Genomic DNA, 17,931 nt, shown 5'->3' on the forward strand with positions numbered 1-17,931 from the left:
CGATTGACTCTGTATCAGCGGAAGGGGTTGAGCGTGTCCAGGATGTCGCGGAAGAGCGAATCCCTGAGGGCGGCACGCCGGGCGTTGCGCTGGACCACGATCACATCGTCCGAGCGGATGTCCGGGTCGGCTTCCTGGCCGGCCCGCACCTTGTCGAGGTCGTAGGTGAACTGTTCGCGCTGAGCGCCAGTGCCGCCGCGGTAGACCACGATCTGGTTGATGTCGGCGTAGGGCGCGAAGCCGCCCGACAGGGCCAGCGCCCGCAGCAGCGTGAGCTGCCCCGTCACGGGATAGATGCCCGGCCGGGTCACGGCACCCTCGATGGCGACGCGCTGGGTGGTGAATTCCTTGATGAAAAGCGACACCTGCGGGTTGCGCAGGTACTTTTCCTGGTATTTGGCGGCGATCTGTTGTTCTGCTGCCTGGGCTGTGAGCCCCGCCACCTGCACCGGGCCAATGAGCGGCAGCGACACCTCGCCCGACGCGTTCACACGCACGTCGCGCAGCATGTCGGGCACGCCGAACACGTTGAACTCGATCAGGTCGTTGGGCGCAATGCGGTAGTCCGGGCCCACCGTGGTCACCGCGTTCTGGGAGGGTGCTGCGCCCGCGGCGTCCAGCGAAGCGCCGGCGGTCACGGCATGGGCGGCCGTGGGGTTCACCGGCCCGGGCGCGGGGGGCGCCTGCTCGGGAGCCATCTGTATCGTGCCCACGGGCTCAACCCCGGTGGCGTGGGTGGCCATCTGCGCGTGTAGCGGCCAGGCGGCCACCGCCGCCATCAAGCCGATGCCCCAAGGCGTCCATGGCAGGCAGTTGATGATGGGTTTCTGGTACATATGGCACTCCTTTACGGCCCTGAGGCGGGCCTTTAAATACCGTCTCACTTCAATGGCTCTTGCGCGTGGAGCAACTGGCTGGGCGCAGGTTCACCTTGCACCAGGGCCATCAACTGCATCTCGAAGCGGCGCAGGATCACATCCTGGCTCAGCTCGGCTTCGGCATGGCGGCGGCCGTTGGCGCCGAGTCTGTTGCGCCATGCCGGGTCCGCCGCCAGTGCCCGCAGCGCATCGGCCATGGCGGCCGGGTTCTCCGGTGGCACCACCAATCCACAGGCCGCGTCCTGGGTCACCACACGACACAGCTCGGTGTCGGGCATCGCAGTGGCCAGCACCGCGCGCCCGCTGGCCAGCATGCCGGTGAGCTTGGAGGGCATCACCAGATCGGCAGCATCAGCCCGCTGGGGCAACAAGTGCACATCGGCCAGGCCCAGCCAGTCGCTGAGCCGCTCCAGCGGCTGCAGATCCAGGAAGCGCACGTTGGTCAGGCCAGCGCAGCGTGCCTGCAGGTCGTCCCGCCCGGAGCCGTTGCCGCCAAACACCAGCTGGATGCGGGGTTCGTCCTGCAGCAGGCGGGCCACTTCAGCGAGTGTTTCCAGCCCCTGCTTGTTGCCCATGTTGCCGGAATACAGGGCCACCACGGCGTCCGGCGCCAGGCCCAGTTCATCGCGGTAGGGACTGGGCGCGACCAGTGGAGTGATGCCGCTGATGTCCACCCAGTTGGGAAAGTGCAGCACACGCTCGGTGTCCACGCCCTTGGACACGGCACGGTCCACCATGCGGCCGGAAATGGTGGACACGCGGTCAAACCGGCGCATCAGCCAGCGCTCGGCCCGCTGTACCCAGCGACGCAGCGTGGCGCCCTTGATCAGGCCCAGGTCAAAGGCGGCGTCGACTTCGTAGTCCTGAATGTGCAGCCAGCTTTTGGCGCCGCGCAGGGACGCAAACGCCACGGCGGCGGGCGCGCACATCAGGGGCGGCTCCACCACCCACACCACGTCGGGCTTCCAGCGCCATTGCGCCAGCAGCACCGGCAGGCTGCTGAGCGCGAAGCTGCCGAGGTGCAGCAAGCGCTTGAGACCACCAGGGCGCTGCGGCACCCACAGCGGCGCACGCGTCACCCGCACGCCCTGCCAGGCCTCGGTGCGGTAGTGGCGGGCGCTGTAGCCGGCGCCCACCTTCCAGGCGGGGTAGTAGGGCGGTGCCGTGATCACGCGGACCTCATGCCCCGCGCTGGCCAGCCACTGCGCCATTTCGCCGGTGTATTTGCCGATGCCGGTGAGCTCGGGGGCGAAGTTGATGCCGTAGAAGAGGAATTTCATCATTGGCCTTTCGGTGGGGGGGAGTCAATGGGATCTGCCGTACCGGCCCGCGCGGCGCTGCCCACATAGGCGCGAACGCCCATGAACTTCATGTGGTAGTCGCTGATGTTGCGATGGCTTTGTGCGGAAACGATCAGGTAGAAGTTCTGGCGCCGGGCAACCTCGGGGACAGCAGGGGGTCCCGCTTCCAGCACCTGCTGCCCGTTCACCCACCACCTGACGGTCAGGGTGGCGGGATCGTACGAGACGCCGAAGACATTGGGCTGGGTGCGGTCCAGCGGCACCTTCGACGTCGGGTTGGGGTTCTGGATCTTTCTGTAGTTGGGATGGATGCCAGACCATGAGATGGCCGTGTGGTGGCTGCCCGGACCAAAGCCGCCTTCGTCGATGTCCAGTTCGAACCAGCGCTCGAACCGCTTGGGGTCTGGTGGGTACACGTCCTCCAGGCGCAGGTTGTGTTCGATTGGCAGGAGCCAGATGGCCGGAAAGTTGTCGGGGTGGTTGGAGGACGTGGTGGTCTGCGCTTCGATGTAGAAGGGCCGCGCCCCGCTGAGCAGAGGGAACTGTCCGGGGTACGAGGTCATCTTCACCGTGGCCACCACGCCGCCCCGCTTGAGGATCAGGCCATCGGGTGCCTGCTCGTAGAGGCTTCGGGATCTGGGCTGGGTGAAGTACAGACCGTTGTAGTACTTGCGGATCTCGGCCCTTCCGGTGAAGTCCACGTCCTCGATCTTTGGACAGTCCAAGATGACGAGTTGATGTGCACCCACCTGTGCAGCGCCCGGGGGTGTCGAGGAATCGGTACAAATCATCTGCCCACTGGCGCCGGAGCTGGAGGAACTGCCACCACCACATGCGGGCGCGGCCAGGCACACGGCCGCCAGGGCCAGCCAGGCGGTCGGCGCCTTGGTTTGGGGGGTGGTTCGGTTATGGATTTGAGTGCGCATGAAATACCTCCTTGCCTTGTTGTTTTGAGCGGGTTCACACCCGGGGTGCGAGGCGGTCTTTGCTGACTTCCGCCACCGACAGTGCTTCGGTCTGTACCGCCAGCCGGAGGCCGGTCAGCTGGCTCAGTTCGGCGCAGATGTCGGCCTTGTCGCTGAGGTGGGCCACGGCCCGTTCAAGCTCCATGAGCCTGGCGCCCACCAGGAAGCGGTACCAGAAGCCCTGCAGAAAGTGGTAAACCAAGCCGCTGCGGCCATCCAGAAAACCCAGTTGGAAGACATAGCGCCACAGGAAATACAGCGGGGCGCTGACGGTGAAGGGAATGCGGTTGTAGAGACGCTCCTTGACCCAGCGCTTGAATGAGGCCTGGGCTGAGGTGCTCCGCGCGTTGAGCGCTTGGTCCCGCGCAAACAGACCGAGCCGTTGGCTCAGCACCTCAATGGCTTCGCGCGTGGCGTACTTGTTGTGTTTGTCGGTGAAATAGCTCAGGTCACCCAGGTTGTGGTCGGCGAATCCGCCGTTGAACGTCACGGTGCGTCCGCCCTTGACCAGCATGTGTTCGTCCATCCAGCGGTCCTCCACGCGGCCATGCCCATGGCGCCACAGGCGCAGCATCACCAACGGGTAGCGCCCGCCATGACGCACCCAGCGGTCCATGAAGATGTGCTTGCGTTTGAGGTTCACGCCCACCACATCGGCCGCCAACCGGGGCAGCTTCTCGGTGATCTCGCGGGCCAGGTCGGGTTCGATGATTTCATCGGCGTCCAGGCGAAGCACCCAGCCGCCATGGATGTCGAGGTGGTCGATGGCCCACTGAAGCTGCTTCGCCTGGTTGACGAAGGGGTTGGTGTGAACCTCGGCCCCCAGCCGTCTCGCAATCTCGTCGGTGCCGTCGGTGGAGCCGGAATCCACCACGCAGATCCGTTCAGCCAGCGGCTGGATGGACCGGATGGCCCGCGCAATGTGGCGGGCCTCGTTGTAGGTCAGGATGATCGCGGTGATGCTCATCAATGTCGTCTCATGCGTGCAGGGTGGCAATTTCCGCGGCGGGGCGTCGCGGCGAGAAAGCCACCCGGGTTTCAGGTGCGATGGGCTCACCGAAGGCGATCATCATGATGAGCCGTTCACCCGCCGGTATGCCGCCAGCGCGGCGGATCGCGGATTCGGTCTTGTGGTCGATCGCCAGGTTGAGCGGGCAGGTCCCCCAGCCCATCGACCGGCAGGCCAGCATCAGGCACATGGCAAACAGTGCGCCGTCGACATAGGCCTGGTTGCGTTGCCCGGGGCCGCCCCAGGCGCAGATGTCCGAGCTCACCACGAAGAGGTTGCCCACCGATTCCGCAAAGCCACGGGAGCCGCCCTGCAGGGCGAGCAGTTCCCGGATGCGCTCGGGATCCTGATAGGCATGTGCCCGGGAGGCCTGGCGGTTGCATTGCGAGGGTGCCAGTTGCGCGAGCGCGATCGCTTGCAGGATCTGGTCCGGGTCCAGCGGCGTGGGTCGCAGCGCCCGGATGCTCGATCGGCTGGCCAGCAGGTGCTGCAGGTTGCCGGAGGGCTGGTCATCGAACAAGCAGTCCCGCGTACCGCCCTTCCAGGGCTTGGGCAGCCGGGTTTCCCAGCTCTTCAGGTAGCCGGTGATCTCGTCGAGCAAGGGGTCGGTCATGCCGGCCCTTGCGTGGAAATTCACATAGGCTTCCAGGGCACCCAGCGACATGTGGACAGGCACCGGTGAGTGCCGGATGTCGTATCGCGAGAGCGCGGCCATGACGAAGCGGATCTTGTCCTTGCCGAACAGCAGCTTGGGAGCGGGCAGCGACAGCCCCTTCTCGATCGTGTGGGCCTCGATGATGATTTTGTAGAACGCGCGCCTGGACTTGTCCACGAACGGCGAATACGAGTTGAACCGCAGGAACAGCATGGCATCGCGCAGGGCTTCGCTGAAGATCCCCGTGACCTTGATCAGTTTGTCAAACATGGGGCTCCCTCAGCTCACGGCTTTTGACTCTTCGGCAAGGGTTGCCGGCGCAGATGGACCAGGCCGGCATGTCCTTGATCACCACCGAGCGCGCGCCAATGACGGCACCTTCGCGGATCACCACGTTCGGGTGGACAAAGCTCTCGGCCGCGATCCACACGTGGTCCTCGATCACGATGGGGCTGGTGGTCAGGGGCCGGGTCAATGAACGGACGTCGTGCGACCCCGCACACAGGAAGGAACGCTGACTGACCGCGACCTTCGAGCCGATGGTGATGCGGCCCATGCTGTAGCAGTCCACACCCGGGCCGAGCACAGAATATTCGCCCATGACCAGGTTCCAGGGCGCCCAGACGCGGCAGGAAGGGGCGATCCGGCAGCCGGCGCCCACCTCGGCACCGAACCACCGCAACAACTGGCGCCGCCACCCGTGCAGCGCCCAGCGCGGGGTGGGCCGGAAGGCCAGCAGCCAGACCACTTCCCACGTGAACCTTCGCAGCTTGGCCGATGCGGTGAAGTCGCTGCGGTACCGCAGAGCGTGCAGGCCACTCACGGTTTGATTCATCACATCGCTCATGGCGTCACTCATGGGGTTGTCCTTCGGGCTGCGTGTGGCGGGCCACCGCCTTCAGTTGGGTGCTCAGAAACGTGTCGCCGGCCTGCCGCAGCGCTGTCAGCCGCAGGTCCACGTCTGCCCATTCGATCTCACTGGCCATCAGCGCCTTCACCTGTTGCGCCGAGAAGGCCGGTGTGAAGCGGTTTTCCAGACCGACCGCCCGCAACAGGTTGATGGCGCGGGCGTTGGCGGTGGCTTTGTCGCCCGTGAGCCCGGCCACGATGAAAGGTTTTCGAAACAGCAGGGCAAAAACCGTGCCGTGGAAAGAGTTGGTGACGACAAAGCGCGCGTTCTTCACCAGCGAGACCCACTCGCCGGGATCGGGATGCACCGTGCGACCGATCTCGACCCATCGTCGGTGCGGGTTGTGCGGCGAGAGGATGGTGCAGTTCAGGTGCTTCGAGATGAGGTCGGCCGTCTGCCGGATGTTGTCTGGCGAGCGCAGTCCGTAGCAGAAGAGGTACGGGTCCGCATCTGCGGACGGCGTGCGGTCGGTCAGTTCCGCATAGTTGTTGTGCAGCAGGGTCGGGTCGGGCACGTTGGCCGGCGTTTGCCCGGTGGCCTGTTCCACCAGCGTGACACCTGAGGCTTCGCGCACCGAAATGGCATCGAAGTGGCGCAGCAGGCCAGGGAGTTGAGAAGCTTCGGACGGGGACACCCGGTCTCTGCCGAAGCTCGCAGCGTACGAGATTTTTCGGGCCGGGAACGACTGCGCGAAGTCCAGAAAGTAGTTCGGATCAAAACCGTAATGCTGGGACGGGCTCCAGATCTGGTCACTGCCTGCCACGATCAGGTCGAACGACCGCGCCTGTGCAAGCGACTCATCGTTGTCGCTGGGCGCCGTGCCGCCGGGGATGCCGAGGAAATGCTCCCTGAACTTGACGAACTTCTCCTTTTGGCCTTGGTGGCCAAAGTGCTGATGCAAGAACGACGACGCCGCCAGGTAGACGACCTTGAGGTTGGCCTTGAGCTTCGCGGGTGAGGTGGGCATGCTGAGGTGGCCACCGTGCTCGATGTGCGCCGGCCGGTAGTCGATGAAGCGGGCGTGATGGCCTTGCTCCGTCAACCAGCGACGCAAGGCATAGGCCTGCAGCGCGGCACCGTAGTTGTCGCTGAAATGGAAAGTGAGAATGCCGACGTTCATCTCTTGAGGTTCCTTGAGATGCTCATACACCGGTGGTCCTTGCCAGGTGTTTGTGGCCGAGGGGGTTGAACATGGATGCCATTTGTTGTTGGTTGGGAATGCGCCCGCCCATGAGCAGTGACAAACCGCTGGGCGTCACGCGGCGGATGAACCAGACCGCACCGACGCAGGTGACCAGCGACAGGAGGGGCGAGAGGATGAAGTAGCTGAGAAAAACAGGGGTGATGTCGGTGTAGCCCAGACGCTCGATGGCCATCCACCACAGACCGGCCGCCATGCCGTGGGCGCAGAAGATGAAAAAAGCCATCGGCTCGAAGGGCAGGAGGAACCCGCCGGCCCGGCTGTGCAGCAGTTTTGTAGCGACGGACCAGAAGACCACACAGCCCGCCGCCCTGAGCGCGATGTCGACGGTGCCGTGCACCAGGCTGGACGGTTCGGATACGCCTGGTTCTGATGGCATGTAGAACGCCGCGACCGACAGCAACACCATGGCCAGACCCGCGGCCCACACCGGCTTCCAGGGCAGCGCATGGGTGGGAATCGCGACCTTGTGCACCAGCAACACGCAGCCCGAAAAGTAGAAGAGGGGAATGGCGCTGTTGAGGAACAGCACACCGTCGATGTTCAACAAGGCGTTGAGCAACAAGGCCGCCGCTGTGGTGCCGGGCAGTTTGCGCGCCAGGTAAATGAGCGCTGGCGAGATCAGAAAGCAGACAAAAGCGTCCCGCAGGAAATAGAGCGGCATCATGGCCGGGGGGGCGCTGATGGCCAGCACGGCGTTCGGCCATTCGTGGATGGCAGGCGCGGTCTCGAGGCCCGACTCCAAGTACACCTTGGCGATGTAGATCAGGTTCCACAGCACCAGCGGCACGACCAGAGAGACCCATTTGTTGCCGAGCTCTTTCACAAAGGGCCGGGCGCTGAGCGTGCGGGCCAGCAGGTAGCCCGAGATCAGGCTGAGCAAGGGCACGCTGGTGTGGCCAAGCAACTGCCGCAGGTAGTGAATCAAGCCCATGGGCGAGAGCAAGGACTCGGGCACACCGGGCTGGTACGGCTGGGCATGGGCATACACCAGCAACAGGATGCAGAGAATCCGTGCCAGGCGGATGGTGTCTGAGACGGCGGGGTTCATGGTTGTTGCCCCCGATGGGCCACGCCCTCCATGGGTGCCGTGGACCGACTTGCCACAGGGTCCGGGGCCAACAGTCGCAGCGCGTGCAGCTGAAAGCGCGCGGCCACCTCCGGGCCGCCCAGGCGGGAGGCCTCCGCGCTTGCGAGCGCGGCCCGGTCCCAGTGGAAGTCGCGAAAGAAACTCTCCAGGCACTCCAACAGCGCGCGGGCGTTGCCGGCTTCGAACACGTAGCCATTGCGTCCGTTCTCGATCACATCGCTGGCCCCGCAGCGGTCGCTGCTGATCACCGGGGTGCCCACCATCAAGGCTTCGTTGACCACCGCGCCCCAGCCGTCAAACCGGCTGGGCAACACCAGCACGTCGGCCGCAGCCATGGCCGCGACAATGTCGGCGTTGGGCATGCCCGGCGAGAAATCCACCCGTTCGGCGATATCGAGCTGGTGCGCGAGCTCCAGGAGGTGCTGCTCCTGGTCGCCCTTGCCGATGATGCGCAGGCGAGCGGTTGGCAGGTCGAGCTGGCTGAAGGCCTGCAACAGCAGATCGACCCGTTTGCGCACGATCAGCTGCCCCACATAGAGAATCTCCTTGTGGTCGCGCTGAACGGGCCGGTGTTGCACCGGCAGACTGTCCACCACGTGCACGAAGGGCACGATGCGCTCCGCGGGGTAACCACAGGCCGAGAAGAACCGTGCGCCGCCGTAGCGGCCCGAATGGCCGATGCAGAACACACCGCTCAGATGGCGCCGGTAGCGCAAGGCGTCCCAGGTGTAGACCAGCCAGCGGGGCAGCAGCTGAGCGCCGGGCTCATAGCGGTTTTCCGTCATCAGGAAGCGGTGCACCGGCGCACCCAGGCTGGCCTTGAAGGCGGTCAGCGGCAGCGCAAAGCCACGCAGGCCAAAAAACACCTGCACCGAGCCGGGCAGCCGGGCCAGTTCTTCGGTGCGCTCCGGCGTGGGGGCGATGTGCACGAGCACCTTGCCGGTGTCGGGGACTGGGTAGCCGCGTTCGCGGTAGTAGGCGGGCAGGTCCTCCGTCACGCACCAGCGCACGGTGTTGCCGGGCACCTCCGCCAGGGCGCGGATGTAAGCGGCCTGGTGAAACATCAGGTAGGAATGCCAGAAGACGTAGGTCATTGTGGTGAGGCGGCGTGGGTGCCAACGGCGTGCTGTAGCGTGGGGTTATCTCGCCAGGGCGGCGTGGCGGTCGAGTGGGAAGCAAGCCGATCGGGGTTCAGGTTCAGTCGCACCAGCAACAGCAGCACCCACAACGAATACGGGTTGCCCACAGCGACCAGGTAGCGGTTGAAGATCGACTGCAGCATCACGAACACCAGCATCAGGCCGCTGACAAAGAGGACCGGGTTCATCGCACCCGACGCGAAGCTGCGGCCAAGTGTGCGCCATGCGGTGACCAGGAATGTCAGGGTGATCAGCAGGCCGAAGACCACGCCATGCTCGAGCGCAAGATTGATGTAGGAGCTCTCCACCGGAAAACCGATCACCTCGGGGCCGGCAGCGCGAACCCCCCTGCCGGTGAAGAAGAGCACAGGGTCGGAGAACACCAGCTCCACGCCTTCCTGCCAGATCACCTCCCGGCCCGTGGCGCCCGAATTCACCCCGCGCGTGGGCGAGTCGAGGTCGAGGATGACGGTCAGGTAGTCGGCGATGGCCGTTGCCTGGAACACGGCCACGGCCAGCAGCGTGATGGCCGACAGGATCAAGGTGATCCGGGCCCGGCGAGAGCCGCGCCATGTGATGAGCAGCCCGGCGACAACGCCTGTCAGGGCCAGGGCGAGCAGACTGGCCCGCGAAGAGGCAGCCAGGACCAGACTCAGGCACAGCGCGGACATCAGGAGCGCGAACAGCTTCTGGAGAAGCCGGGGGGTGGCCAGAAAGTTCTGGAAGAACAGCAGGCTGCCACCGCCATACACCAGGCCGCAGAGGTTGGGGTGCATGCCCAGCGGTTCAAAGCGCACCAACCCGACACTGCGCTCAACTGTGCCCGCCACCGATGTCAGGTACTCACCTGGCTGGACCACCAGCACGGAGACGATCAGGGCGATGTAGGCCCATCGAAACACATGGTCGAGGCGGGCCACCCAGTCCTGCCGCGCCAGAATGCCAGCAGCCGCCAGCACCAGCAGGAACATCGCGCCGAACTCGGTGGACAGCGCGTTTCCTCGAACGAAAGCGACCAGCATCGCAAACACGAACGCACCACCGATGATGTATTCGGCAGCACACAGCTGGATGCGGCGGGTGCCGCCGGCGATCAACGCAAAAAAGCCGGCGGCGAGAAACAGGCCGATCGCCCCCAATTGCACGATCTGGAAAAGCGACCCGCCCACATACCAGCCGCCCACATAGATGGCCAGGCCGAGCATGGACAAAGAGACGAACCGGATGGCCGCGTTCATGGCGCTGCCTCCTGTTCGAGCGCCGCGTGAAGGGCCAACATGGCGGGTCGCCATTCGGTCGATGCCGTGATGTGCCGGACCTGTTCGAGGGTGGTGATCAGGCGTGGCGGCTGGTTGGTCGAGAGCAGCACCCGGCTCTCGAACCGGGCCAGGGCGTAGGCCAGGGCCAGCGACCCCGTCGCGGTGGCCGGGTCGGTGCCCGCAGGCAGCAGGCTGGCCAGCTGGGCCTTGAGCTGTGGATCGCGCTCCAGCGCGATCCCGATGGCCGGTGCGATGAACCGCAAGGCGCCATGCAGCACGTCGGAGGGGGCGACCGTCGTGTCTGCGGCACCTGGTGCCGGACAGCGGTACTGCAACACGGCGCCAAAGCGCACGAGCTCGCTCGCCGGTTCGCCCGTGGAGCTGCCGTAGGTGCCCAACTGACCACTGGCGACATAACGATCGAGCAGCAGCTGCAGGGGGGTCAACGGATCGCTGGGCCGTGCTTCGTGCAGCAGCAGGCAGTCCACCCGATCGCGTTGCAGGTGCGTCAGGCTGGCCTCGAACGACCGGGCGATGAACTCGAATTCAAAATTGCCGGGGGACGCCCGCCGCGACATGCCCTTGAGCACCGCGTTCCGCAGCCCGGGAACCCAGCGGGCCAATGGCTTCACGATGGCCCTGGCTGTCTGCATGAGGCCGGGTGATGCGGGGCGGGCCAGCCCGGCTTTCGTGGCGACGATCACCTCTTCCTGCCGGCCATTGAGCGCCTCGCCCAGCACGGATTCGGACGCGCCCAAGCCGTAGGGGGGCGCCGTATCGAAGTAGCGGATGCCTTGATCCAGCGCGGCGTGAACGAGCCGCAGGGAGGTCGCCTTGTCACCGCCGCCTTTGAGGCGGCCGCAACCGAAGCCCAGCCGGCTGGTCAGCAAGGAGGTGGCGGCGGTGTTCACGCGGGGGTCCTCGCTGTGAGCTGGTCAGCCAGGCGGGCCGTGAGGGCCATGGCGGTGAACGTGGGGTTGGCGTAGCTGGAGGTGCGGAACACGGCGGCACCGGCCACGTAGAGGTTGCGGGTGCCGAACACGCGAAGTTCGCTGTCGACCACACCGTCCTGCGGGTGGTGGCCCATGCGTGCGCCGCCACACTGGTGGTAGGTGTCGGTGGCCTGCGCCAGCACGCCGGCGTCTTCGGCGTCCAGCATGGCATCGATCTCCACGCGGGCCAGTCCGGCGGCCTGCAGGCTGGCACCGATGCGGCGCACAAAGGCCGCCATGGCGTGCACTTCGGGTGCACCGCCAATGCGCCAGTCCAGCGCCGCCAGCGGCACACCGAAGCGGTCTCTGCGTCGGGGGTCCAGGGTGATGCGGCTGTCGCTGCGCGGCAGTTGTTCGGCGTGCATGACGAGCCAGACCCCCCGGTCGGCCGGGTTGTAGATGCGGTGGTGCCGCAGGTACTGAACGATCATCGGCACCCAGGCGCTGCCCATGCCACGCAGGTGGCGCAGCGTCTCGCCCATGCCCTGTCTTGGCAGGCCACCGCGCAGCAGCGAGCGCACCAGCACCTTCAGGTGCTGCAGGTGTTCGCCGACGCTGGACTCGAACGCGAAGTAGCCGGTGACGTTGAGCGCTGGTTCAGCGCCCGTGGCGCCTGCGGGGGTGTTCAGGCGCAGCTTGGGCTGGTATTTGTGGCCCGCCAGCACGATGTTCTGAAAGGTGCGCAGGAAGCGGGGTTTGTCCAGCAGGTGCACCCGGCCACCGCGCATTTCGAGGTGGTCCTGGAAGCCCGCACCCACCCATGAATTGCCGGCCCAGGGCGCCTCGGGTTGCTCGGCCGCACTGGCGAGCAGCAGGCGCGCGATCTCGATGGTGCCGTTGGCCAGCACGAAGCGCGAGCCCCCGATGCGCAGGGTGCTGCCGTCGGGCCGTGCCACACGAACCGAGGCAATCTCGCCGCTGCCTTCGGGCGCCAGGTGCAGCCCTGTGGCGTGGGCATGCAAGAGGACGGTGAGGCCGGGCGCGTGCTGCAGGCGTTCACGGAAGTGCCGGGCCATGGCGGGTTCCTTGAGCCAGCGCGTGAGGAACAGGGTGAACCCGGGGATGTCGGGGTAATGGTCGCCAAAGAGCTTGTGCGCCTGTGGCGTGCTTTCATCGAGCGCATCGGCCAGACGCAGCTCCTTGGCCACGGCCTCGTACCAAGGCAGCAGCTCTTCATAAGTGATGGGCCAGGGCGCATCGGACACGCCTTCGCGGGCCTCGAAGTCGGACGGCACGAACAGCGTGAGCTGGCCACCCCAGAGGTTGGAGGTGCCCCCCAGCGCACGCCCCCGCGCCACGGCAATGCCGGTATGGGCCCGGCCGGTGACGGTGGCTTCGTTGAGATCCTGTGCCGGCGCCTCGAAGCTGCCACCACCGGTCTCCAGCACCAGCACGCGCTGGCCCTGGCGTTCCAGCAGCACGGCCAGCAACAAGGCCACCGTGCCACCGCCGACGATGACGACGTCGTGGTGGGTGTCAGGTGGCGGGGCGTGGTTCAGGTCGACGATCATGGCGCGGTCTTCGCAGTCTTTTTCGTGTGCAGTCGACGCACGGCACGCGTGGCGGTGAGCCACACCAGGGCCTCGCCCACCACCATGGCGCCCACCACGCCAGCCATGCCGGCGCTGCGCCATGCCAGCCAGGCCACCCCGAGCGAGAACACGGCGGCGAGCAGGCTCTGCGCCGCCAGACCCGCATGGCGGTTGATGGACATGAGCACGACGCGAGGGACCTGGGTGGCCGAGCACACGGCCGCGTAGCACAGGAACAGCGCCATGCTGGTGGCGGTGAAGGGAATCTGGCCGTGTGTCCAGATCTCCAGCAGCCAGGGCGATACGCCGTACACCAGCAGGGCACCGACGGCCGCAATGAGCAAACCCAAGCGGTTGGCTCTGCGGTAGAGCTTCCAGAAAGCCCCATCGTCCCTCTGACCCTTGAGGGCGGTGAGTTCCGGCCAGAGCGGGTTGCTCAGCGCGTTGGTGACCTGCACCACGATCCGCGCCACGGTGCGGTAGGTGTTGAACACGGCGGTGGCAGCGGGGCCCAGGGTGGCGGCCACCAGCAAAGTGAAGCCCTGAAGGCTCAGGGCGTTGGTCAGCGAGAGCGAGAGGAACAGCGCGCCTGGCGCCGCGGCCTGCCTGATGTCGGTCAGGCTGGCCCGCCGCACGCCCCATCGCAAGAAGTCGGTGCGCCGCTGGCTCAGGCCAATGCAGAGCAGCGTGTAGGCCAGTCGGGCCAGGAGCGCCGTGCTGGCGACGCCGATGAAGCTTCGCGTGAGCACCAGGCCGGTCAGGCCACCGGCCCATTCGACCAGACGGCCGGTGGTGACCAGGTAGGTGCCCGCTGCATAGCCCCCGGTGGCCTTGTAGATGACTTCGGCCAGGCTGCAGAACAAGCCGAGCACCACGCTGATGGACAGCAGCATGAGCACCGTCTTCCACTCAGGCGCTGTCAGTGTGGTGGCGGGCAGCAGCAGCAGGGTGGTACCGATGATCAGCAGGATCAGCAGCGAGACGGAAGCGAGAAAGGCCACGGCGCTCTGGAACACCTCGGCCGCACGCGCCTTCTGGCCCTGCGTGATCAAGCTGATCATCTGGTTGCTTGACGCGGTGGAGATGCCAGCGTCGGCCAACGACAGGTAGAACGGCAGGGCGGTGAGGGCCAGCCAATAGCCGTAGGTGGCCATGTCCCAGTAATGCAGGAACAGCGGCAGCGACACCAGTTGCGTGCCGATGCTGACGACTTGCGCATAGCCGTATGCGCCCGCGCCCGAGGCGATGCGCCCGGCGATGGACGAGAGACCGGGGGCGGGTGTGCGCAAGGGTTGTGAAACAGACATTGAAGGGAGGTGACGATCAGTATTCGCTGGACACCGTTGAGGCGAAGCCGTGGGTCTTGAGCAGGGCGTGACGCTGTGCGTCGTTCAGATCGGAGATCACCATCTCCGACACCATCTCCTGCAGCGCGATCTTGGGCACCCAGCCGAGCTTGGCCTTGGCGTTGGATGGATCGCCCAGCAAGGTTTCCACTTCGGTGGGGCGGAAGTAGCGCGGATCGACCTTCACGATCACGTCGCCGGGACTGAGCGCAGGGGCCTTGTCGCCTTCCACCTTCACGACCACGGCCTGTTCATCCACGCCCTTGCCTTTGAAAGCCAGTGTGACCCCCAGCTCCTTGGCGGCCATGTCGATGAACTGGCGCACGCTGTATTGCACGCCGGTGGCGATGACGAAGTCTTCGGCCTGCTCCTGCTGCAGCATCAGCCACTGCATGCGCACATAGTCCTTGGCGTGGCCCCAGTCGCGCAGCGAATCCAGATTGCCCATGTAGAGGCATTCTTCGAGACCCTGAGCGATATTGGCCAGGCCGCGCGTGATCTTTCGCGTGACGAAGGTCTCGCCGCGGCGCGGGGATTCGTGGTTGAACAGGATGCCGTTGCAGGCGTACATGCCGTAGGCCTCGCGGTAGTTCACCACGATCCAGTAGGCGTAAAGCTTGGCCACGGCGTAGGGGCTGCGCGGATAAAAGGGGGTGGTTTCCTTCTGCGGTATTTCCTGCACCTGCCCATAGAGCTCGGAGGTGCTGGCCTGGTAGAAGCGCGTCTTGTGTTCCAGCCCGAGGATGCGGATGGCTTCGAGCAGGCGCAGCGTGCCCAGGCCGTCCACGTCCACCGTGTACTCCGGGCTTTCGAAACTCACGGCCACGTGGCTCTGGGCACCCAGGTTGTAGATCTCGTCGGGCTGCGTTTCCTGCACGATGCGGATCAGGTTGCTGGTGTCGCTGAGGTCGCCGTGGTGCAGGTGAAAGCGCGCGTTGTCGATGTGCGGATCCTGGTAGATGTGGTCCACGCGCTGGGTGTTGAACTGGCTGCTGCGGCGCTTGATGCCGTGCACGATGTAGCCCTTTTCGAGCAGCAGCTCAGCCAGGTAGGAGCCATCTTGCCCGGTGATGCCGGTGATGAGGGCGACTTTGGGCCAGACACCGAAGGGGGGGTTTTTGGTCATCTTGTTTCGCTCGCTAGGTGGTTGAAGTTGAGTTGGCTCGACCCGCCCGATTGCGCAGGCGGGAGAGGGCGCGGGGAGGCTATTGCGTCAGGAAATCCTGGTAGGTCAGGGCCAGGCCGGTCGGCAGATCGACCTTGGCTCGCCAGCCCAGCTTGTGCAGGCGGCTGCTGTCCATGAGCTTGCGGGGCGTGCCGTCGGGCTTGCTGGTGTCAAACCGGATCTCCCCGGCGTAGCCCACGGTGTCGGCCACATTGCGGGTGAGATCGGCGATGGTCAGGTCGCTGCCGTAGCCCACATTGATGTGGCTGAGCATGGGCTGGGTGTGTTGTTCGTAGCTGGCCTTGGGCAGGTTCATCACGTGCACGCAGGCAGCGGCCATGTCGTCCACGTACAGAAACTCGCGCATCGGCCGGCCGCTGCCCCAGATGGCGACCTCGGGCAGGCCCGTGACCTTGGCTTCATGGATCCGGCGGATCAGCGCGGGGATGACGTGGCTGTTTTCGGGGTGGTAGTTGTCGCCCGGCCCATACAGATTGGTGGGCATGACGCAGCGGTAGTCCACGCCATGGCTGGCGCCGAACTGGCGGTTGTAGCTTTCGCAGAGCTTCATGCCGGCGATCTTGGCCACCGCGTACGGCTCGTTGGTGGATTCGAGCGGACCGGTGAGCAGGGCGTGTTCGCTCATGGGTTGCGCGGCGAGCTTGGGGTAGATGCAACTGGAGCCCAGGAACAACAGCTTCTGCACGCCGTTACAGAACGCCGCTTCGATCACGTTGGCCTCGATCATGAGGTTCTGGTAGATGAAGTCAGCGGGGTAAACGTTGTTGGCGTGGATGCCGCCCACCTTGGCCGCGGCCAGGTACACCTGTTGCGGCTTGGTCTGCGCAAAGAAGGCACGCACCGACGCCTGGTCGGTCAGGTCGAGCTCGGCGTGGGTGCGGGTGACGATGTGGCTGGCGGGATGGCCGGCGTCGAGCAGGTGGCGCACGATGGCCGACCCGACCATGCCGCGGTGGCCCGCCACATAAATGGTTTCAGGCTGGTTCATGGGGTGGTCACGGGGTTGAGGGTGGCGCGGCCGTAGCTGTCTTCGATACGGACGATGTCGTCTTCGCCGAGGTAGCTGCCGGATTGCACCTCGATCATTTCCAGCTCCAGCTTGCCGGGGTTGCTCAGGCGATGCAGCTCGCCGATGGGGATGTAGGTGGACTGGTTTTCAGCCAGGAGGAAGGTCTCGCTGCCGCAGGTGACTTCGGCCGTGCCCTTGACCACGATCCAGTGTTCGGCGCGGTGGTGGTGCTTCTGCAGACTGAGGCTGGCGCCGGGCCGCACGCCGATGCGCTTGACCTGAAAGCGTTCGCCCAGATCGATGCTGTCGTACCAGCCCCAGGGGCGAGCCACCTTGCGATGGACCACGGCCTGCGCGCAGCGCTGACGCTCCAGCTGGGCCACCACGTCCTTGACCTGTTCGGCGCTGTCCCGGTGGGCCACGAGCAGGGCGTCGGGCGTGTCGATGATGAGCAGGTTGTGGGTGCCGAGTGCCACCACGGGGCGGTGCGGCGCGTGGATGTAGGTGTCGCGCGAAAGCGGGGCGAGGCCCTGGCCCTCGATGCGGTTGCCATCGGCATCGGTGGGCGAGAGTTCGGCCACGGCGTTCCAGCTGCCGACGTCGCTCCAGGCGCCGGGATAGGGCACCACGGCCACATCGGCATGGTGTTCCATCACGGCGTAGTCGATGCTCTGTGATCGGCAGGCGGCGAAGGCGCCGGGCAATGGCGTGATCCACTCGATCGCCGTGCTGCGCCGGGCGGCGGCTGCGGGTTCTGGCGGGCAGGCCAACGTTGCGGGCAGGGCTTCGCGGCAGTTGGCGAGGATGTCGGGTGCGTGTTGCTGCAGGGCCTGCAGCAGGGTGCTGGCGCGACACAGAAAGATGCCCGCGTTCCACAGTACCTCGCCGCTGAGCAGCAGTTGCAGGGCTTGCTCGGCGTTGGGCTTTTCCACGAAGCGCCTGACCTCGTGGGCGCCGTCGTCGCGCTTTGCGCCATGCTCGATGTAGCCGTAGGCCGTGCTTGGCGCGCTGGGCACGATGCCGAAGGTGACGATGGCGCCGGACTCGGCTGCGGGCACGCCTTGCTCGATGGTGCGGGCGAAGGCCTGGGCGTCGGGGATGTGGTGGTCTGACGGGCAGAAAAGCAGCAGGGTATCGGGCTCGCCGTTGTGCGCCGACAGCAGGGCAGCCAGCGCCATGGCAGCGGCGGTGTTGCGCCCCACGGGCTCCAGGATCACCTGCGCCGCGCCGGGCATCTCCTGCAGCGCGTCGGCCACCATGAAACGGTGCCCATCGGCGGTGACGATCATGAGGCCGGGGCCCAGCGGGCGAACCCGTTCCAGCGTGAGCTGGAGCAGGCTCTTGCCATTGATCAGCGGCACAAACTGTTTGGGGAAGCTCTTGCGGCTCAGCGGCCACAGGCGGGTGCCGGAGCCTCCACAGAGAACGACGGGAGTGATCATGGTGTTCATGCGTTGAG

16 protein-coding genes are annotated in these 17,931 nt (G+C 65.7%); all 16 read right to left on the reverse strand.

Annotation, left to right across the window (positions count from 1 at the left end; genetic code table 11):
- Nucleotides 1–14 precede the first annotated feature (14 nt).
- Entirely contained in the window at nt 15–836 is an 822-nt protein-coding gene (locus J2W49_RS12810; RefSeq protein WP_310316441.1) for a polysaccharide biosynthesis/export family protein, read from the reverse strand.
- Nucleotides 837–880: 44 nt separating this feature from the next.
- Nucleotides 881–2,158, reverse strand: a complete 1,278-nt coding sequence (locus J2W49_RS12815; protein ID WP_310316444.1) for a glycosyltransferase WbuB — start codon at nt 2,156–2,158, stop codon at nt 881–883.
- Nucleotides 2,158–3,105 (reverse strand): LamG domain-containing protein, encoded by a 948-nt coding sequence (locus J2W49_RS12820; RefSeq protein ID WP_310316447.1) that lies wholly within the window; start codon nt 3,103–3,105, stop codon nt 2,158–2,160. The genes J2W49_RS12815 and J2W49_RS12820 overlap by 1 nt, the downstream gene beginning before the upstream one ends.
- Before the next feature lie 34 nt (nt 3,106–3,139).
- Nucleotides 3,140–4,111 carry a glycosyltransferase family 2 protein gene (locus tag J2W49_RS12825; protein WP_310316450.1) on the reverse strand — a complete coding sequence of 324 codons (972 nt, stop codon included), beginning with the start codon at nt 4,109–4,111 and terminating at the stop codon, nt 3,140–3,142.
- 10 nt (nt 4,112–4,121) lie between these two features.
- Nucleotides 4,122–5,078: a nitroreductase family protein gene (locus tag J2W49_RS12830; protein WP_310316453.1), complete on the reverse strand. Its 957-nt coding sequence runs from the start codon at nt 5,076–5,078 to the stop codon at nt 4,122–4,124.
- Nucleotides 5,071–5,667, reverse strand: a complete 597-nt coding sequence (locus tag J2W49_RS12835) for an LbetaH domain-containing protein (protein WP_310316456.1) — start codon at nt 5,665–5,667, stop codon at nt 5,071–5,073. The genes J2W49_RS12830 and J2W49_RS12835 overlap by 8 nt, the downstream gene beginning before the upstream one ends.
- On the reverse strand, nt 5,660–6,838 hold the full coding sequence (locus J2W49_RS12840; RefSeq protein ID WP_310316459.1) for a polysaccharide pyruvyl transferase family protein: 1,179 nt from the start codon (nt 6,836–6,838) through the stop codon (nt 5,660–5,662). The genes J2W49_RS12835 and J2W49_RS12840 overlap by 8 nt, the downstream gene beginning before the upstream one ends.
- A 22-nt stretch (nt 6,839–6,860) precedes the next feature.
- The gene (locus J2W49_RS12845) at nt 6,861–7,970 is read right to left on the reverse strand and encodes an acyltransferase family protein (protein ID WP_310316462.1); all 1,110 of its coding nucleotides are present in this window, start codon (nt 7,968–7,970) and stop codon (nt 6,861–6,863) included.
- Nucleotides 7,967–9,103, reverse strand: a complete 1,137-nt coding sequence (locus J2W49_RS12850) for a glycosyltransferase (RefSeq protein WP_310316465.1) — start codon at nt 9,101–9,103, stop codon at nt 7,967–7,969. The genes J2W49_RS12845 and J2W49_RS12850 overlap by 4 nt, the downstream gene beginning before the upstream one ends.
- Nucleotides 9,100–10,386: an O-antigen ligase family protein gene (locus J2W49_RS12855; protein ID WP_310316468.1), complete on the reverse strand. Its 1,287-nt coding sequence runs from the start codon at nt 10,384–10,386 to the stop codon at nt 9,100–9,102. The genes J2W49_RS12850 and J2W49_RS12855 overlap by 4 nt, the downstream gene beginning before the upstream one ends.
- Nucleotides 10,383–11,318, reverse strand: coding sequence for an aldo/keto reductase (locus J2W49_RS12860; RefSeq protein WP_310316472.1), 936 nt, complete (start codon nt 11,316–11,318; stop codon nt 10,383–10,385). The genes J2W49_RS12855 and J2W49_RS12860 overlap by 4 nt, the downstream gene beginning before the upstream one ends.
- Complete coding sequence (locus tag J2W49_RS12865) at nt 11,315–12,910, reverse strand: GMC oxidoreductase (protein ID WP_310316475.1); 1,596 nt, start codon at nt 12,908–12,910, stop codon at nt 11,315–11,317. The genes J2W49_RS12860 and J2W49_RS12865 overlap by 4 nt, the downstream gene beginning before the upstream one ends.
- Nucleotides 12,907–14,238: a lipopolysaccharide biosynthesis protein gene (locus J2W49_RS12870; protein WP_310316478.1), complete on the reverse strand. Its 1,332-nt coding sequence runs from the start codon at nt 14,236–14,238 to the stop codon at nt 12,907–12,909. The genes J2W49_RS12865 and J2W49_RS12870 overlap by 4 nt, the downstream gene beginning before the upstream one ends.
- Nucleotides 14,239–14,254: 16 nt before the next feature.
- A complete protein-coding gene (gene gmd, locus J2W49_RS12875) occupies nt 14,255–15,403 on the reverse strand; it encodes a GDP-mannose 4,6-dehydratase (RefSeq protein WP_310316480.1) in 1,149 nt (382 codons plus the stop codon).
- Nucleotides 15,404–15,482: 79 nt separating this feature from the next.
- Entirely contained in the window at nt 15,483–16,451 is a 969-nt protein-coding gene (gene fcl / locus J2W49_RS12880; RefSeq protein WP_310316482.1) for a GDP-L-fucose synthase, read from the reverse strand.
- A complete protein-coding gene (locus J2W49_RS12885; protein ID WP_310316485.1) occupies nt 16,448–17,923 on the reverse strand; it encodes a mannose-1-phosphate guanylyltransferase/mannose-6-phosphate isomerase in 1,476 nt (491 codons plus the stop codon). The genes fcl and J2W49_RS12885 overlap by 4 nt, the downstream gene beginning before the upstream one ends.
- Nucleotides 17,924–17,931 lie beyond the last annotated feature (8 nt).

The sequence above is a fragment of the Hydrogenophaga palleronii genome, from assembly GCF_031457455.1.
In the GTDB taxonomy this organism is placed as follows: Bacteria; Pseudomonadota; Gammaproteobacteria; order Burkholderiales; family Burkholderiaceae_C; genus Hydrogenophaga; species Hydrogenophaga palleronii_A.

Bases quoted from the DNA above. Each gene is read 5' to 3' on its own strand.
- J2W49_RS12815 (WP_310316444.1), bottom strand. From the start codon at position 2,158: ATGAAATTCCTCTTCTACGGCATCAACTTCGCCCCCGAGCTCACCGGC.
- J2W49_RS12870 (WP_310316478.1), bottom strand. From the start codon at position 14,238: ATGTCTGTTTCACAACCCTTGCGCACACCCGCCCCCGGTCTCTCGTCC.
- J2W49_RS12835 (WP_310316456.1), bottom strand. From the start codon at position 5,667: ATGAGTGACGCCATGAGCGATGTGATGAATCAAACCGTGAGTGGCCTG.
- fcl (WP_310316482.1), bottom strand. From the start codon at position 16,451: ATGAACCAGCCTGAAACCATTTATGTGGCGGGCCACCGCGGCATGGTC.
- J2W49_RS12820 (WP_310316447.1), bottom strand. From the start codon at position 3,105: ATGCGCACTCAAATCCATAACCGAACCACCCCCCAAACCAAGGCGCCG.
- gmd (WP_310316480.1), bottom strand. From the start codon at position 15,403: ATGACCAAAAACCCCCCCTTCGGTGTCTGGCCCAAAGTCGCCCTCATC.
- J2W49_RS12850 (WP_310316465.1), bottom strand. From the start codon at position 9,103: ATGACCTACGTCTTCTGGCATTCCTACCTGATGTTTCACCAGGCCGCT.
- J2W49_RS12830 (WP_310316453.1), bottom strand. From the start codon at position 5,078: ATGTTTGACAAACTGATCAAGGTCACGGGGATCTTCAGCGAAGCCCTG.
- J2W49_RS12845 (WP_310316462.1), bottom strand. From the start codon at position 7,970: ATGAACCCCGCCGTCTCAGACACCATCCGCCTGGCACGGATTCTCTGC.
- J2W49_RS12885 (WP_310316485.1), bottom strand. From the start codon at position 17,923: ATGAACACCATGATCACTCCCGTCGTTCTCTGTGGAGGCTCCGGCACC.
- J2W49_RS12865 (WP_310316475.1), bottom strand. From the start codon at position 12,910: ATGATCGTCGACCTGAACCACGCCCCGCCACCTGACACCCACCACGAC.
- J2W49_RS12855 (WP_310316468.1), bottom strand. From the start codon at position 10,386: ATGAACGCGGCCATCCGGTTCGTCTCTTTGTCCATGCTCGGCCTGGCC.
- J2W49_RS12810 (WP_310316441.1), bottom strand. From the start codon at position 836: ATGTACCAGAAACCCATCATCAACTGCCTGCCATGGACGCCTTGGGGC.
- J2W49_RS12840 (WP_310316459.1), bottom strand. From the start codon at position 6,838: ATGAACGTCGGCATTCTCACTTTCCATTTCAGCGACAACTACGGTGCC.
- J2W49_RS12825 (WP_310316450.1), bottom strand. From the start codon at position 4,111: ATGAGCATCACCGCGATCATCCTGACCTACAACGAGGCCCGCCACATT.